This window comes from Sphingomonas arabinosi (assembly GCF_036663715.1).
Lineage (GTDB): Bacteria > Pseudomonadota > Alphaproteobacteria > Sphingomonadales > Sphingomonadaceae > Sphingomonas.
This window is the reverse complement of record NZ_JAXOJN010000012.1, coordinates 49,104-65,445: the sequence shown is the minus strand read 5'-3', so window position 1 is coordinate 65,445 and position 16,342 is coordinate 49,104. Positions and strand designations below refer to the sequence as shown.

General features: G+C 65.6%; 18 protein-coding genes. 7 read left to right on the top strand and 11 right to left on the bottom strand.

Annotation, left to right across the window (positions count from 1 at the left end; genetic code table 11):
• Positions 1–68 precede the first annotated feature (68 nt).
• Genes U1708_RS16760 through U1708_RS16750 form a run of 3 tightly spaced genes read right to left on the bottom strand, consistent with a single transcriptional unit; the run spans position 69 to position 1,552 of the window.
• Positions 69–524 carry a hypothetical protein gene (locus U1708_RS16760; protein WP_332747073.1) on the bottom strand — a complete coding sequence of 152 codons (456 nt, stop codon included), beginning with the start codon at positions 522–524 and terminating at the stop codon, positions 69–71.
• Positions 521–1,276, bottom strand: coding sequence for a prepilin peptidase (locus U1708_RS16755; protein WP_332747071.1), 756 nt, complete (start codon positions 1,274–1,276; stop codon positions 521–523). Before U1708_RS16755 ends, U1708_RS16760 begins: the two co-directional genes overlap by 4 nt.
• Before the next feature lie 24 nt (positions 1,277–1,300).
• Positions 1,301–1,552 (bottom strand): hypothetical protein, encoded by a 252-nt coding sequence (locus tag U1708_RS16750; RefSeq protein ID WP_307084531.1) that lies wholly within the window; start codon positions 1,550–1,552, stop codon positions 1,301–1,303.
• Between the two features lie 88 nt (positions 1,553–1,640).
• Between U1708_RS16750 and U1708_RS16745 the strand changes: the two genes are divergently transcribed.
• Together U1708_RS16745 and U1708_RS16740 are read left to right on the top strand one after the other, a co-directional pair.
• A complete protein-coding gene (locus U1708_RS16745) occupies positions 1,641–2,834 on the top strand; it encodes an acetyl-CoA C-acyltransferase (RefSeq protein WP_443030069.1) in 1,194 nt (397 codons plus the stop codon).
• A 76-nt stretch (positions 2,835–2,910) separates the two neighbouring features.
• A complete protein-coding gene (locus tag U1708_RS16740; RefSeq protein WP_332747068.1) occupies positions 2,911–3,294 on the top strand; it encodes an endonuclease domain-containing protein in 384 nt (127 codons plus the stop codon).
• A 145-nt stretch (positions 3,295–3,439) separates the two neighbouring features.
• Here U1708_RS16740 and U1708_RS16735 read toward each other — a convergent pair whose 3' ends face one another.
• Positions 3,440–3,940, bottom strand: coding sequence for an SH3 domain-containing protein (locus U1708_RS16735; RefSeq protein WP_332747067.1), 501 nt, complete (start codon positions 3,938–3,940; stop codon positions 3,440–3,442).
• 104 nt (positions 3,941–4,044) lie between these two features.
• Between U1708_RS16735 and U1708_RS16730 the strand changes: the two genes are divergently transcribed.
• Together U1708_RS16730 and U1708_RS16725 are read left to right on the top strand one after the other, a co-directional pair.
• On the top strand, positions 4,045–5,043 hold the full coding sequence (locus U1708_RS16730) for a 2-hydroxyacid dehydrogenase (protein ID WP_332747066.1): 999 nt from the start codon (positions 4,045–4,047) through the stop codon (positions 5,041–5,043).
• 90 nt (positions 5,044–5,133) lie between these two features.
• Positions 5,134–5,325: a YMGG-like glycine zipper-containing protein gene (locus U1708_RS16725; protein WP_093399163.1), complete on the top strand. Its 192-nt coding sequence runs from the start codon at positions 5,134–5,136 to the stop codon at positions 5,323–5,325.
• 126 nt (positions 5,326–5,451) lie between these two features.
• On the opposite strand, the gene U1708_RS16720 is transcribed toward U1708_RS16725, so the two are convergent.
• The 4 genes from U1708_RS16720 to U1708_RS16705 all read right to left on the bottom strand — a co-directional run bounded on the left by U1708_RS16720 (position 5,452) and on the right by U1708_RS16705 (position 9,314).
• The gene (locus U1708_RS16720; protein WP_307084522.1) at positions 5,452–5,697 is read right to left on the bottom strand and encodes a hypothetical protein; all 246 of its coding nucleotides are present in this window, start codon (positions 5,695–5,697) and stop codon (positions 5,452–5,454) included.
• A gap of 166 nt (positions 5,698–5,863) precedes the next feature.
• Positions 5,864–6,490, bottom strand: a complete 627-nt coding sequence (locus U1708_RS16715; protein ID WP_332747063.1) for a LysE family translocator — start codon at positions 6,488–6,490, stop codon at positions 5,864–5,866.
• Positions 6,491–6,704: 214 nt separating this feature from the next.
• Complete coding sequence (locus tag U1708_RS16710) at positions 6,705–8,108, bottom strand: NAD(P)H-dependent flavin oxidoreductase (protein WP_307084518.1); 1,404 nt, start codon at positions 8,106–8,108, stop codon at positions 6,705–6,707.
• Positions 8,109–8,177: 69 nt separating this feature from the next.
• On the bottom strand, positions 8,178–9,314 hold the full coding sequence (locus U1708_RS16705) for a glycosyltransferase family 4 protein (protein ID WP_332747059.1): 1,137 nt from the start codon (positions 9,312–9,314) through the stop codon (positions 8,178–8,180).
• Positions 9,315–9,585: 271 nt separating this feature from the next.
• On the opposite strand from U1708_RS16705, the gene U1708_RS16700 reads away from it, so the two are divergent.
• Complete coding sequence (locus U1708_RS16700) at positions 9,586–9,942, top strand: hypothetical protein (protein WP_332747058.1); 357 nt, start codon at positions 9,586–9,588, stop codon at positions 9,940–9,942.
• 49 nt (positions 9,943–9,991) lie between these two features.
• On the opposite strand, the gene U1708_RS16695 is transcribed toward U1708_RS16700, so the two are convergent.
• From U1708_RS16695 to U1708_RS16685, 3 genes are all read right to left on the bottom strand, one after another.
• Positions 9,992–11,101 (bottom strand): glycoside hydrolase family 130 protein, encoded by a 1,110-nt coding sequence (locus U1708_RS16695; protein ID WP_332747056.1) that lies wholly within the window; start codon positions 11,099–11,101, stop codon positions 9,992–9,994.
• A gap of 179 nt (positions 11,102–11,280) precedes the next feature.
• On the bottom strand, positions 11,281–12,039 hold the full coding sequence (locus tag U1708_RS16690; protein WP_332747054.1) for an SDR family oxidoreductase: 759 nt from the start codon (positions 12,037–12,039) through the stop codon (positions 11,281–11,283).
• A 59-nt stretch (positions 12,040–12,098) separates the two neighbouring features.
• Entirely contained in the window at positions 12,099–12,980 is an 882-nt protein-coding gene (locus tag U1708_RS16685; RefSeq protein WP_332747052.1) for an alpha/beta fold hydrolase, read from the bottom strand.
• 37 nt (positions 12,981–13,017) lie between these two features.
• On the opposite strand from U1708_RS16685, the gene U1708_RS16680 reads away from it, so the two are divergent.
• Together U1708_RS16680 and astD are read left to right on the top strand one after the other, a co-directional pair.
• The gene (locus U1708_RS16680) at positions 13,018–14,379 is read left to right on the top strand and encodes a protein adenylyltransferase SelO (RefSeq protein WP_332747051.1); all 1,362 of its coding nucleotides are present in this window, start codon (positions 13,018–13,020) and stop codon (positions 14,377–14,379) included.
• A gap of 349 nt (positions 14,380–14,728) precedes the next feature.
• Complete coding sequence (gene astD / locus U1708_RS16675; protein ID WP_332747049.1) at positions 14,729–16,141, top strand: succinylglutamate-semialdehyde dehydrogenase; 1,413 nt, start codon at positions 14,729–14,731, stop codon at positions 16,139–16,141.
• Positions 16,142–16,342 lie beyond the last annotated feature (201 nt).

The window sequence follows — 16,342 nt, the reverse complement described above, 5'->3', positions numbered from 1 at the left end:
TGTTCGACTAAACCCCCATCTCCGTCCCGTAACGCACGGACGACGGCTTGGTTTCACTAAAATTTACCTCAAACGCAACCGATCAATCCGCCGACCGGTACGACCACGGTATCGCGGCTCGGGCGGTCGATCCGTAGCGTCGCCGCGGTGACGGTCGCGCCCGCGGTGATGTCCGCACGCGTCGAGATCGCGAGGTCCAGCGTCGCGGTCACGTCGTCGCGTCGATACTGGGTGATCCCGCCAAAGCCGAAGCCGATCGGGTCCGACTGGGTCGCACGGGCGAAATCCAGGACCTTGCCATCGATCGCGAGCCGGATCTGTGCGGGGTCGGCGCTCGCCATCGCCACCATCTGGCGGTTGACGTCGAGCGTCCAGAGATAGGCCGCACATCCCCGCGCGGGAAGTTTCTGCTGCCCGATCGCGCTGAGCGGACTCGCGCCCGGGTTCGGCCCCGCGTTTGGCCCCGGGCTGGGTGAGGTCGATGGTGTAGCGGCCTGGAGCGCGAGGACGAGGGCAAGCATCATGGCGCAAGACCTATCATGAAGAGCCAGGCCGGATAAGCCGCGATCGCCAGCAATGCGCCGAACGGCAGCGCGGTATCCGCGGCCATCGCCCGCCCCTTGAGATGCGCGGCGAGCACGACACCAAGCCCGATCATGCTCGCGATCAACAGCACGGCAGGCAACATCTGCCAGCCGAGCCACAGGCCGATCGCGCCGAACAGCTTCGGATCGCCGCCGCCCATCCCGTCACGTCCTCGCAAACGTCGATAGCCGAACGCGACCAGCCACAAAATGCCGAAGCCGGCCGCACCACCGATCAATCGTTCGGCGATCGGCGGCTCGATGCCGAGTGCTGCGCTCGCCAAGCCGGCCAGCGCCAGCAACAGCGTGAGACGATCGGGTAGCCAGAACGCGACGAGATCGAGGCTGGCAAGCGCGAGCAGCAGCCAGCCGAACACCGCACCGGCGATCCCGACCGGTCCCGGCGCAACGATCCCTGCGGCTACCCCGATCGCAAGGGCGGCCAGCTCGATACGCCAATGCACCGGACTGATCGCCACACCGCACCCGCGACACCGTCCGCGCAGCACAAGCGCGCTCAGCAACGGCACCAGCTCAACAGGCTTAAGGGTCCGCCCGCACCCGTCGCACGCCGACCGGCCCTGCATCACCGAACGATCGTCAGGCCAGCGGATCACCAACGCCGCGATGAAACTTCCGAGGATCGCGCCGAGCACGCCCAGCGCCATCGCCCAGACAGTGAGCTCAGACATCAGCGACCTTAGACAGCGGTCATCTCAGACACCGGTCTTGCGGATAAGATAGCGATAGACGCCGAGGAGGTTGATGCCGAACAACACGATGTTCTGCGTGCCGAGCGCCCAGTCCCCGGTCAAGGCCGCACCGCTCAGCCAGGCGATCGACGAGCCCACGAACAACACGAACCCCCACCCCGTCACGCGTCGCCCGAAATCGAGCGACACCATGAATGCCGCGATCACGCCAGAGGCTGCGGCACACCATTTGAGCGTCGTGATGAGTGTTTCCATGCCGACGGGTCTAGGCGCATCCCGCCCTGCTTTGTATTGCCGCACATCAACCCCAGATACGGGGACATAAGAATATATGGAGAGTGAAGTGGCCGCCGATCGAGATCCCATCGTCATCCTGTCCTACGCGCGTACGCCGATGGGATCGTTCCAGGGCGCACTTGCGGGCGCGACCGCGACGCAGCTTGGCGCCGACGCGGTGCGCGGCGCGGTCGCGCGGTCGGGCGTGTCCGCCGCCGAGATCGAGCGGATCTACATGGGCTGCGTACTGCCCGCGGGGCTCGGCCAGGCGCCTGCCCGACAGGCGGCAATCAACGCCGGGCTGGGCGATCACGTCGAGGCGACCACGGTCAACAAGATGTGTGGATCTGGCATGCAGGCGGCGATCCTTGCCGCGGATGCGCTGGCGGCCGGCTCGGTCGATCTGCTCGTGGCGGGCGGGATGGAGAGCATGACCAACGCGCCGTACCTGTCGAAGAGCCACCGCGGCGGTGCGCGGATCGGTCACGACCGGATGTACGATCACATGTATCTCGACGGGCTCGAGGATGCGTACGAACCCGGCAAGCTGATGGGCAATTTCGCCGAGGATACCGCGCACGAATACCAGTTCACGCGTAAGCAGATGGACGATTACGCGATCGAATCGCTCCACCGCGCGCAGGCCGCGCAGAAGTCCGGCGCGTTCGACCGCGAGATCGTCTCCGTCGATATTGCCGGCCGCAAGGGCACGACGACCGTCTCGCTCGACGAGCAACCGGCCAAGGGCGACGTCGCCAAGATCCCGACGCTAAAGCCCGCCTTCTCGAAGGACGGCACGATCACCGCCGCCAATGCGTCGTCGATCTCCGACGGTGCCGCGGCCCTGGTCATGACGCGCGCGAGCGTCGCCGAGCGACTTGGGCTCACGCCGATCGCGCGGGTCGTAGCCCATGCGGCGCACGCGCATGCGCCGTCGCTTTTCACCACCGCGCCGGTATTCGCTATGCGCAAGGCAATGGAAAAAGCCGGCTGGTCGGCGTCGGACATCGACCTGTTCGAGGTGAACGAAGCCTTCGCCGTCGTCGCGATGATCGCGATGCGCGACTTGGGATTGCCGCATGACAAGGTGAATATCCACGGCGGCGCGTGTGCATTGGGCCATCCGATCGGCGCAAGCGGCGCCCGGATCCTCGCGACTTTGCTGTCGGCACTCGAAACCACCGGCCAGAAGCGCGGCCTCGCCTCGCTCTGCATAGGCGGCGGCGAAGCGACAGCAATGGCCGTGGAATTGATGCGCTAGTCCCCTTCCCCCCTCCCTGAAAGGGAGGGGCCGGGGGTGGGTTGCCCTCCGCATCTCCCAAGCGCAGTTTGGATAAATGCCGCGCATTCCTCCAGAGATGACGCGACGTGCTCGGGAGTTGCGCAATCATCCAACAAACGCCGAGATCGCAATCTGGCACAAGGTCGCGTATTTCCGCCCTCGGTTTACGCGACAGTTGGTGGTGGACCGGTTTATCATCGACCTCGCATGCCGAGAGGTTCGGCTCGCGGTCGAGTTCGACGGAAGCCAGCATATCGACTCGGCTCGCGACATCGCGCGCACGCAGCGTCTGGAAGCTTTAGGCTGGACGGTAATCCGGTTCTGGAACTCCGATGTAGCTCGAAACCCAGACGGCGTCGCGGAAACCATCCTGGCAAAGGTCATCGACCTTCAGCGGCCAACCCACCCCCAACCCCTCCCTTCCAGGGAGGGGAGCTAAAAGAAGTGGTGCGTCAGATAGGTTGATGCGACAAAACCTAAGCCCCTCTTCTTACCCCCCTCCCTGAAAGGGAGGGGCCGGGGGTGGGTAGGCTTCCGCATCACGCGACGCCCGCCCAAGCCACACCCCCTCAACCCTCAACCCCTCAAGGCAAAACCTCACCAGCCTCCACACCCCAAAGCCCAGCAATCTGAACGAACCCCGCCTGCCCCTTCACATCCATCCGGCACCAGCCATTCCCGCACTGGCTCAGCCGCCCGACCACCCCAGGCGCCGCGCGCCACAACAACCGGCTCCCCCAAACGGGCTTCTCCCGCAACGCCACAGCCCCCGCTCCCCGCACGATCGCGGTCCGCGTGCCGCTCAGCAAATTCGCCTGCATCCAACCTTCGGTCCCGTCGGGATCGGCGATCCTGCGCCATTGCTTGAAGATCGCCACCACCTTGATCGGCAAATCCTGGCGTTGGTACAGCCAGCTTGCCGGATACGTCCGTGCAGGACCGGTCCGCATCCGCGCGCGGCTAGCCGAGATCGACGCATAATAGGGCACGCTTCGCTTGGTCGCGTCGGCCGCGGCCACCGGGTCGGGCACCAGCGCGGTGGCAACGAAAACGGAGAGCGCGGCGGCGAGAATGCGCATGGTCATGTCCTAACTGGCGAGGCGACGTCCTATCGCGACGAACCGCTTTCCTCAACCGAAGTTGACGGCCCGACGTTGACGGGCACGAACCGCTTCGCCAAGCCGTCCACATGACCGACACACGCCGCTGTCCGAACCCCAAGGTCGTCGTCACCCGCGAGCTGGCCGATACGCTCATGGACCGGATGGAGGCGCTGTTCGACACGCACAACAACCGTGCCGACACCAAGCTCGACCGCGACCAGCTCGCCGCGGCGATGGCCGATTGCGACGTGTTGGTGCCGACCGTCACCGACGACATCGACGCGGCGCTCATTGCAGGCGCGGGCGACCGCCTGAAGCTGATCGCGAACTACGGCGCGGGCGTGAACCACATCGACCTGAAGGCGGCGCGGGCACGCGGGATCATCGTCACCAACACGCCGGGGGTCCTTACCGAGGACACGGCGGACATGACGATGGCGTTGATCCTGTCCGTCCCGCGCCGCCTGGCCGAGGGCGAGAAGCTAGTGCGATCCGGCCAATGGAAGGGCTGGAGTCCGGGCGGGATGCTCGGCCACCGGATCGGCGGCAAAGCGCTCGGCATCGTCGGGATGGGGCGGATCGGCCAGGCGGTCGCGCTGAGGGCGCGCGCGTTCGGACTGACGATCCATTATCACAATCGGCAGCGCCTGCCCGCGGTCCGCGAGGCACAATTGGCAGCGACGTTCCATGCGTCGCTCGACGACATGCTTGCCGCCGTCGACATCGTCACGATCCACACGCCGCTCAACCCCGACAGCCGCAACCTGCTGGACGCGCGCCGGATCGCGCGGATGCGGCCGCATGTGTATCTGATCAACGCGGCGCGCGGCGGGATCGTCGACGAGGCGGCACTGGTCGAGGCGCTGGAGAACGGGCGACTGGCTGGCGCGGGGCTCGACGTCTGGGCGCACGAGCCGGCGATCGATCCTCGACTGCTCGCCTTACCCAATGTCGTGATGTTGCCGCACATGGGGTCCGCCACGCTCGAAGGCCGGATGGCGTCGGGCGAACGCGTCATCCAGAATATCCGGATGTGGGCGGATGGCCATCGCCCGCCCGACCAGGTGCTCGACGGCTGGATCTAAGTCGGCCGATACAATCGGCGTCGATATTTCGGAACCGATACCGCGATGCAGCATTTGTTGGATATCCCCGGGAAAACAGGAGTATCCGAGATGAAGAAGTTTGCCGTTTCCGCCCTGCTGGTCGCTTCCGCCGTATCAATGAGCGCATGCTCGACGCTCAAGGGCGCGGGCATCGGTGCAGCCGGTGGTGCAGGCGTCGCCGCCGCGACCGGTGGCAGCGTCGAGAAGGGTGCGGCCGTCGGCGGCGCTGGTGGCGCCGTGGTCGGCACCGTCGCCGACTGATCCAAGCGTTTTTTGCGGCCCCAGGCCGCGCCCCGGGGGGAGGACACGGAACCGAGGTTCCGCTTTCCTCCCCCCGCCTGGCAAGTGCCAGCCACCTCCCCTTGCGGGGAGGATCAAGACAATCGCTTAAACCGCGCGCATCCAGTGCGTCCGTGCGACCGTTCCGGTCAGCACCTTCGATCCGAACGCCTTGATGATCTTCGCGGCGTCCGCGCTGTTCATGAGCACGACCCGCGTTCCACCCGATGGCAGCGTCTCGATCGCGCTGATGATCGCGTCATGCTTCTTGCACATCGCGACGACCTGGGGCTGCTCGACGCTGACGTTCACAGCGCGCGAGATCGGCACGACCGTGTCGCTACCCGTCGTCACGATGCGACCCCTGAGATCACGATGGCAGAATAGATGGTCATGCGGCATTCCCGGCTTGGAGCGGGAGCGCAAAGCATCTCTCAGTCGCAGCCTGCCCGTACGAAGCGCCGCGATGCGTCGGCTATGCGCGCTATCGCCCCGAACGGCAATGGCGCAGCAAGCGTCGCTACGTTCGCACCCGCAGCAACGCGAGGCCGAAACCGATGAAGATCACGCCCGTCATACGGTCGAACGCACGACGCAGCGCCGGTCGTGTCAGCGATCGCGCGAGCGTCCGTCCACCGGCCGCATAGACGCCGTACCAGAAGCTCTCGACCACCGCGAAGGTCGCCACCAGGATCGCGAATTGCGGTACCCGCGGTGATGCGTTGTCGATGAACTGCGGAAGGAACGCGGCTGCGAACAACAGCAGCTTGGGGTTGCTGATACCGATCGCGAACCCGCCCCGAAAAAGTCGCGCGGCAGACCGGGTCACAGGCAGGCTGTCGCTGCCGACATCGAGCGGCGATCCTGCCCCACGCCAAGCCTTGATCCCGAGGAAGATCAGGTATGCAACGCCCGCATAGCGCATCGCCTCGAAAACGCGCGGCCACGCCGCAAGCAGCGCGGACACGCCCGCCGCCGATGCTGCGAGCACGAGGACCAACGCGGTAAGGCACCCGGCCATCGCCGCCATGCTGCGCCGCGCGCCGAACGCGATGCTGCGCGTCATGATGTGCAGCATGTTCGGCCCCGGCGTCCCGCACAACAGGAACACCGCGACCACGAACAGCCACCATGCGTGTAGCGTCATCTGCGGTTCCTATTCCCAGCGGCCGACCTGTTCGGTGCTTTTCTCTTCGAAGCAAGGACGACCACATTCAAGATATGGCCTGCGCTCACTTGTTCTCCCGCGAAGGCGGGAGCCCAGACTGGGTCCCCGCCTTCGCGGGGAAACACGCTACCCCGGCCACCGCCTGACATCGCACCTCACGCACTAGCCTGAGGATTGTACGACGCCCACCACCTCAATCCCCCGTAAGGATCCGATCGACCAGCTGCCCGACACTCGGCACGAACCCGTTCGAATAGAACGGGTCCTTCTTGAAGTTATACGCCGCATGCCCCGCGAACATCAGGTTCTGGTCGATGTCGCCGCCATGCGCGATGTCCTGCAACGTCTTCTGGATGCAGAAGCTGCGCGGGTCAGCCAAGCGCCCGGTCGAGTTCGTCTCGGTATCCGCCCAGCTCGAGAACGAGCATTGCGACAGGCAACCCATGCAGTCCGCCTGGTCCTTGCGGATCATGCCCTTCTCGGTCGGACTGACGAACACGAGCGTGTTGTCCGGCGTCTTCAGCGCGTCGGTATAGCCCTCGCCGAACCACTGGCGCGCGCTCAGCAGGTCGTTACGCGTGACCCAGAAGTTCTTGCCCTTCACGCCGACGTCGAGCTGGAAGATGTGATCGCCAGCTTCCTGCGTCGAAAACGCGATCTGGCGCTCCGAGCGTGCTTCCAGCGACCGCAAGAACGGATTGCGCACCGCCGACGAATAGAACCCGGTCGGCGAGAATTTGTGCAGCAGCACGTCGCCTTCCTCGATCTGCGTCAGCGCGTCCTTCCACCCCTGCGGGATCGGGCTTTCGCGCGTCAGCAGCGGCCGCGTGCCGAACTGGAACGCGATCGTGCCCAGCTCGGGATTGTCGATCCAGTCGTTCCAGTCGCGCAGATACCAGACGCCGCCCGCCATCACGATAGGCACGTCGTCGCTGATGCCGCCTTCGCGCATCACGTCGCGCAGTTCCTTGACGCGCGGATACGGATCCTGCGGCTTCAACGGGTCCTCGGCGTTCGACAGGCCGTTATGCCCGCCAGCGAGCCACGGATCCTCGTACACCACCGCCGCCAGCCACTCGGCCGCCTTCGAATAGGCACGCTTCCACAATGCACGGAAGGCACGGCCGGAGCTGACGATCGGCAGGTAACTGACGCCGTACGATGCGGTGATCTCGGACAGCTTGTACGGCATGCCTGCGCCGCAGGTGACGCCTGCGACCTTGCCGCGCGTGCGTTCGAGGACACCGTGCAGGATCCGTTGGGCGCCGCCCATTTCCCACAGCACGTTGATGTTGATCGCGCCCTTGCCGTCGGCGATCTCGTAGGCGCGCTCGACCTGCTGGACGGCGCCTTCGATCGCGTACTGGACGAGTTCCTCGTGCCGGTCGCGCCGCGTCAGCGCCGCATAGACCTGCGGGATGATCTTGCCTTCGGGATCGTAGCTGTCGGCGTTGACCGCCGAGACGGTGCCGATACCCCCGGCCGCAGCCCAGGCGCCGGCCGACGCGTGGTTGGTCGCGGCGACGCCCTTGCCGCCCTCAACCAGAGGCCAGACTTCCCGACCGTTATAGACGATAGGCTTCAGGCCCTTGAACACGACGTCACCTCTCCCGGAAAATACGGCCCCCTATATCGCAAGGACGCAGCGTGCGAGCAATATTACGACCTAGGTTAGCGCGCCCGGACGGTTCAGGGCATCTTCGTACAGCGCGCGATAGCGAGCGATCATAACCGCTTCGTCGAATTCAGCCCTCGCCTTGGCCTGGTTCGCCGCGCCTACGGCAGCTCGCAAGGCAGGATCGGCGACCAGAGCCTGCAACGCATCGCGCAGCCTCACCTCGTTGGCGATGTCGGTCACGAACGGTAGATTCTCAGGGGAAACCATCCGCTTGATGTCACCGACCGGATAGCTCGCGATCGGCAGGCCCGCCGCCATCGCCTCGACCACCGAGATCGGAAACTGTTCGCTGCGCGACGACACCGCCAGCATGTCGAAATGGCCGATATACCGGTAGGGACGATCGAGAAATCCGGGCAGGACCAGCTTGTCCGCCATCCCCATCGCCGCGGCCGCCTGCACGATGTTCGCGCGCTCCGGGCCCTCGCCGACGATCACGAGGCGCACGCGTCCGGACACACCGCCGACCGCACGGACCAGCGCGGTCAGGTCCTTCACGTCGCGTAAGCCAGCCAGCGCGCCGATCACGACTTCCTTGGCGTTGCGCGTGAACCCCGGGATCGCCTTTGGCTCGGGCTTCTGCGCGTAATAGGCCGTGCCGATCCCGTTGACGATCCGGTGCACGCGCTCGCGCGGCTGTTTCCAGGTTTTCAGCGCGATGCCTTCGAGCACCTCGGAGGGCACCGCCAGCGCATGCGCCGCACCCAGCGCGAGCCGCCGGTAGATGTTGCGCTCGATCTTGAGCCCGCCCGCCTCGTCGGCGTTGAACCCATCCTCGTGATGCACCAGCGGCGGCGCACCCTTGGCGAACGCGCGGCGCGCCATCGCCCCGTCGATCGCACCCCAGTTGTAGGTCAGCACGAGATCGAACCGTCGCATATACTGCGCGATCGCCTCGTAGCGCTTGACCGACGGCTTGCCCGTCAGCGGCGGCGGGTTCTGCGCGATCTCGTAACGGATACCCTTCGCGATCGAGTCCCGCGCGCTCAACGCGTCGGGCATTCCGGAAACGATGGTGTGTTTCGCGCGATCGCCAAACGCGTTCATCAACCGAACCGCCCGCGCCTCCTTGCCGCCGAGATCGAACGAGGAGTGGAGGTGGAGGATGTTCACGGGAGCGGCCATGGCCGACGCGATGCCGATTTCTCGACGAGCTTTCAAGAGCTTCCGCATCGGCAGTGATCGCGGTCATAACTCTGGAGCACTATGATGACCGCCCCTTTCCATAAGCCATGACTAGATACTGAAGTTTCATTAACTACGTGAATTTCAAGATGTTAGTTTTATGTATTCGTTTCGGATCATTTAACTACGGATATGGACCATGATGTCCACGCAACAATATCGAATCATTGCTAGTCATTACTTCTAAGCAAATCTTAGGAGGGACCTAGCCATGACTCATTATGATTTCGACAGCAAAGCAATCGATAGCGTACTTGAAGCAGCGCAGCAGCACAACACTGCCCTCAAGCAGTCTTCGGTAAACCATCAGACCGACATCTCATCTGGTGGAAAGCTCGTTCTCGGCGCGACCTGCATCTCCGTCACAGTCCAAAACGGCAAGGTCTGCATCAACCTTCCGCTCGGCTTTGGCTCGGTCTGTCTGCCAATCCCGGCGATCTTCCCGAGCGGCACCGCGGCGCAGGCCTGCCTCGACATCTGCACGACGTGGGGCGTGCCGACCGGGATCAAGGTGAGCGTGTCAGTCGCCGGCCGGACCGTAGTCCAGCAGACGTTCGGCTATTGCTGATCTGAGATGGCCCGGCCGATGCACGAAAAATGCGTCGACCGGGCCGCTTTCACGCCGCGAACACATCCTTGGCGACATGCGTGATCCGGCATGCCAGATCCGCCTCCCCGCTTGCCACCACGTAGAAGTCGCCCGCGTCGGCGATGCCCGTCGTGAAGACCACGTTGTCGACGTACATGCTGTCCTTCAAAGGCTCGGTCAAAGCCGGGTTGGCTTCCAGCAGCGCGCTATGCTCGGTCGCGACGGTGATCGACGGATCGTCCTTGTCCAGGATCGACCAGTACGTCCGGTAGATCCCGACCACGCCCGACGGCTCCACCCCATGCCACAGCGTCAGCCAGCCTCGATCGGTCAGGATCGGCGGCGAACCGCCCCCCATCCGCGCGGTCGAGACGGTGGCGGCGTGCGGCCGGATGCCTGGCTTGTCGTGCGGCTTCCAATGCAGCGCGTCCGGTGAACGCGACAGGTTGATCGACGGGCCGGCACGCCATTCGCTGCCCGGAGAATAGGCGAAATACAGGTCGCCGAGCGGTCGGGTCTGCGCCCAATACTGCCCGTCGATCAGCCCCTCGAAGATCAGCATGTCCTTGTTCTGGTGATCGAGGACGATGCCCTCGAGCTGCCAGTCGAGCGCATCGGCGGACGAATACAGCGTCGTCGAATGTCGCTCCGGGCTGACCGAGCACGTCGTCATCAGGTAGCGGTCGCCGACCTTCGAGATCCGCGCATCCTCGACGCCGTAGCATTGATAGGATTTCTGCGGGGCGATCGCCTTGTCGTAATGCACAGCGACGACCGACCGCCCCTCGGCATCCAGCTCGACCGGTAACAGCCACGACAGCGAGGTCAGCGCCATTACCTTCCACCCGCCGCCGGGGATCAGGAATTTGCGCGGATCCTTGGTATCCACCATCGACAACGGCCACGCATCGCGCAGATACGCGCCGTCCTGCCAGCGGATCGCGTGGACGTTGCCGTCCTTGATCGGCTGCTTCAACGCTTCGGCGACGCGGACCATCAGCAGCAGGTTTCCATTCGCCAGCCGCGTCATCCCGGGATTGAACGCGCCGAGCACATAGGTCTCGGCACCGACCTTCCCCGCCAACGGAGAGCGCGACAGGTCGATGTCGGCGGGAGTGAAGACGAGCTGATCGAACATGCTATTCTCCTTGGTGCGTTGTTGCAGACATTACGTCCCAACCATCTTCGTCCCCGTTTCCGTCCGCCCCACCCTTCCGTTCGCCCTGAGCGAAGTCGAAGGGTGTGCCCCAAACGGCGGTGCTTCGACTTCGCTCAGCACGAACGGAAATTGGGAGACCGATCAGGATCGAAGATGCGTCATTCCCCTTCGAGCGCCCGCGGCACGATCACGATCTGCTGGATCACCGACCGCGTCGGCTGGGTGAGCAGGAACTCCACCCCGGCCGCGATGTCCTCGGCGCGCAGCATCTGCTCCGCCTCGATCATCTGGCGCTGCTTGTCGTCGGGCACGTCGGGATACTGCATGTCCGATCCGACCTTGCCCGGCTCGACCAGCGACACCCGGATCCCCTTGGGACCCAGTTCGCGCCGGAGCGCCTCCGAGAATCCGGCGATCCCCGACTTGATCCCTGCATACACCGTGGAGCTGGGCCCGAGGATATGCGCGCTCAGCGAGCCGATGATGACCATGTCGCCGATCGGCGTCATCCGGTTTGCGGCATGATGCGCGCTCAGCAGATACGCGGTGAAGTCGACCGCGATCGCATAGCGCAGTTCGTCCTCGGTCATCTGCATCAGCCCACCGGCCGCGACCGCCGCGTTGACGACGGTGATGTCGAACCCGCCGAGATACGCCTCGCCCGCATCGAAGAACGCGCGGACCTTGTCGGGATTGGCAAGCTCGGTGATCATCCCGTCTCCATCACCGACCTGTCGGATATGCGCCAGCGCGTCCCGCAGATACCGCTCGTCGCGCCCGCAGACATAGACCTTCGCGCCTTGGGCAGCGAGCATCACCGCGATCGCGCGGCCGATCCCGGTCGTGCCCCCGGTAATGATCGCACGGCGACCCTTTAGCGGGCGGGCGGTCGTGTGGAGGTCGGCGCGTTCGGTCATCGAGTTTCCCGGCTTGTCAGTAGCATCCACGCCTAACGCGCAGCTTTAGCGGGCTGTCCCTAGGCGCGGATCGCCGCACCCTCAAGCGCACGCGCCAGCAGCCGGTCGATCGGATCCTGCAGCATCGCCTCGCTCAGCGTCGGCGCGTGTCCCACGCCCGGCACCGTCACCAGCTCGGCATGGTCGAGCGACGCCGCCATCCGCTCCGCCGTCGCCGCCGACAGAAGGTCCGATCGCCCGCCGCGCACGATCAGCGTCGGCACGTCGCGGAGCGAGGCCAGCGCCTGCCACATGTCCGGCCCCGCCTCGTTGCCCGGCACGCGGAACGGCTCGGCGATCTTCAGGTCGTAATCCAGCACGATCCGCCCCGAACTGTTCAACCGGTACAGACGCTTGGCCATCGCCAGCCAGTCCTCGATCGCGAAGTCGGGATAGACGTCGCCGTTGTTCTCCGCAACGCAGCGCGCGGCATGCATCCAGGTCGGAAAGACGCTCGCCTTGCCGACATACCCGCGGATCCGCGACAGCCCCTGCGCGTCGATCTCCGGCCCCACGTCGTTGAGCAACGCCGCCATCATCCGCCCGCGCGACGGCCCCGCCATCAGCATCGTGACGATCCCGCCGAGCGACGTGCCGAACGCGATGTACCGATCGACGCCCTGCTCGGTCAGCAACGCCTCGACGTCCTGCACGTACGTCAGCGGCACGTACGACATCGGATCCTTCGCATACGCGCTCTCGCCCCGCCCGCGAAAGTCGATCGCGATGACCCGCCAGCGCCCCGCCAGCCTTGCCGCCAACGCATCGAAATCGCGTGCATTCCGCGTCAGCCCCGGCATGCAAATGATCGGCGGCTGCCCTTCCGCTCCGCCCGGATAGTCCCGCGCATGCAGTCTCAGCCCATCATTGGACCACCAATAGAGGTTTTCGTAAGCGGCCATGGTTGCGTCCTTCGGGTAGCGGCCACCATATCGCCGCATGCCCATCCGCCCGCAAGCCTATCGCCCCGAAACCGAACTCCTGACGCTCGGCGACGGCTTCTTCGACCCCGTAGCCCCCGCCGACTTCCCCGAGACCCGGCTCCGCTTCCGCAACGACCGCGCCGCCGGGCAGGTCGGCCTCGACGCGCTCACCGACGACGAGTGGACCCGCCACTTCGGCCGGTTCGAGCCGCTTCCCGGCACACTCCCCCAGCCCTTCGCGCTCCGCTATCACGGCCACCAGTTCCGCAATTACAATCCCGATCTTGGCGACGGCCGCGGCTTCACCTTCGCGCAGATGCGCGACGATCGCGGCCGGCTGATGGACCTCGGCACCAAGGGCTCGGGCCAGACTCCCTGGAGCCGCGCCGGCGACGGTCGCCTCACGCTCAAGGGCGGTGTCCGCGAGATCTTCGCAACCGAAATGCTCGAAGCGCTGAACGTCCCCACCTCGCGCACGCTGTCGCTGATCGAGACCGGCGAGCAGTTGCAACGCGGCGACGAGCCCAGCCCGACACGCTCCGCCGTCCTCGTCCGCCTCAACCACAGCCATGTCCGCATCGGCAGCTTCCAGCGCCTCGCCTACCACCGCGACGAAGCCGCCTTGCGCAAGCTCGTCGGCTACACCCTGCGCAACCTGTATGACGAGGACAGCGACGACCCGGTCCGCCTGCTCGACCTCGTCGTCGGCCGCACCGCGCGTCTCGCGGCGCGCTACATGGCGGCGGGCTTCGTCCACGGCGTCCTCAATTCCGACAACATCAACGTCACCGGAGAGAGCTTCGACTACGGCCCCTGGCGCTTCGCCCCGACCTGGGACCCGGCCTTCACCGCCGCCTATTTCGACCACCAGGGTCTCTACGCGTTCGGCCGCCAGCCCGAGGCGATCCATTGGGACGTGATGCAACTTGCCGTCGCGCTCCGCCAGATCGCCGACAGCGACCCGCTAGTGGCGGCTCTCGATCAGTTCGGCCCGCGCTACCAACCCGAAGTCACGCAGGCGATCCTGTGGCGGCTCGGCGTCCGTCCCCGCGATCCTGAGGCCGACCAGACCCTCGTCCAGGCCACCCAACGCGCACTCCGCACCTCGGGCGCCGGCATCGACCGCTTCTTCTTCGACGCATTCGGCGGAGCCCTGCCCGAAACCTACGCCGAACCCTGGGCCGAAGTCCGCGCCGCGTTGGCATCCTACGAACCACGGAAAGACCGCTCGCACCCCTATTGGTCTGGCGAGCCTTGCAGCATGCTGATCGACGAGGTCGAAGCGATCTGGGCGCCGATCGCCGACCAGGACGACTGGACCCTGCTCAACGCCAAGGTCGCCGCGATCCGCAACATGGGCGAAGCGCTAGCCGAATAACCGCTCCCCTCCCTGGAAGGGAGGGCTGGGGGTGGGTCGGCCCGTGAGGTGCGCTATCGCCCGACAACCAGCCGACCCACCCCCGCCCCCTCCCTTCCAGGGAGGGGGGAAGAAGGCGCAAAGACCGCCCGCATTCCCAATTGGTCGCCGCGATCCGCAACATGGGCGAAGCGCTAGCCGAATAACCGCTCCCCTCCCTGAAAGGGAGGAGCTGGGGGTGGGTCGGCCCGTGAGGTGCGCTATCGCCCGCCAATTAGCAGGCCCTCCCCCGCCCCCCCTCCAGGAAGGGGAGAAGCAGCGCGGCGCATCCCAGTGGAAACCCGCTGCGAATCAAGGCAAAGAGCATCGCATGCCCGACGAGATCATCTCCTACGAGCCGGCCACCGGGGCGGTCCTCTGGCGCCAGCCGATCGGCGACGTCGATGCCGAAATCGCCTGCGCCCGCGCCGGCTGGTCGAGCTGGGCGTCGAAACCGCTCGCCTTCCGGATCGAGACGATGCGGCGCTTCGCCAACATCGTCCGCCAGCGCAACGACGCCTTCACCGACCTGATCGCCCGCGAGACCGGCAAGCCGATCTGGGAAGCGCGCGGCGAGGTCGAGACGGTCATCGCCAAGGTCGACATCTCGGTCAGTGCCTATGCCGATCGCACCGCACAGCGCCGGCTGGAAGCGACGATGGGCTCGCGGATCGCCGTCCGCCACAAGCCGCACGGCGTGCTCGCGGTGCTCGGGCCGTACAACTTCCCCGCACACCTCCCCAACGGCCACATCGTCCCGGCGCTGATCGCTGGCAACGCGGTCGTCTTCAAGCCGTCCGAAAAGACGCCCGCAGTCGGTGCGCTCCTCGTCGAATGCTTCCGCGCCGCCGGAGTCCCGGCAGAGTGCATCCGCCTCGTCATCGGCGGCCCGAACGAAGGCAAGGCGCTCGCCGCGCACCCGGACATCGACGGCTTGCTTTTCACTGGCTCGGCCAGCACCGGCCTCGCGCTTAACCGCGCCTTCGCCGACAAGCCGGAGAAGATCCTCGCGCTCGAAATGGGCGGCAACAACCCGATCGTCGTCTGGGACACGCCCGACCTTCACACCGCCGCGATCCTCGTCATCCAGTCCGCCTTCACCACCGCAGGCCAGCGCTGCACCGCGGCCCGTCGGCTGATCGTCGACACCAAGCTCTATGAGCCCTTGATCGCCACCGTCGACAAGATGGTCGGCCGGATCATCGTCGGGGAACCTCACGCCAACCCCGCCCCGTTCATGGGCCCGGTGATCGACAACGAAGCCGCCGGGCAACTGACGGAAAGCTTCCTCGAACTGCTCAAGCGCGGCGGCCGCCCGATCCGCCACCTCGAACGCCCGGTCGAGGACATGCCGTTCCTCAAGCCCGCGCTGATCGACGTCACCGACATCGCCGACCGCCCCGATATCGAGCTGTTCGGCCCGATCCTGCAGGTCATCCGCGTCGACGATTTCGACGCCGCGATCGCCGAGGCGAACAACACGCGCTACGGCCTGTCCGCATCGTTGATCAGCCAGACGCCTTCGCTCTACGACCGCTTCTGGGCCAACATCCGCGCCGGTATCGTCAACTGGAACAAGCCGACCAATGGTGCTTCGTCGGGCGCGCCGTTCGGCGGCATCGGCTGGTCGGGCAACCACCGCCCAAGCGCCTACTACGCGGCCGACTACTGCGCCTACCCGGTCGTCAGCAGCGAATCCGAAAGCGCCCGCGCGAGCATCGGCATCGGTCTCGCCGACGGGTGACGGCAAAATTGGCGTAGCCCCATGATATCGATTGAAGGCTCGGTCAAAGCGCGTTCCGTCATTCCCGCGCAGGCGGGAACCCATACTGGCAGGCTTTGCCGCAGGATTGCATTCGTCCGAGCATATGGGTCCCCGCCTCCGCGGGGATGACGAGTGGTCGTCGGGCCTGCCGACCCGGCGCAAAAGCAATCCTACCTACCG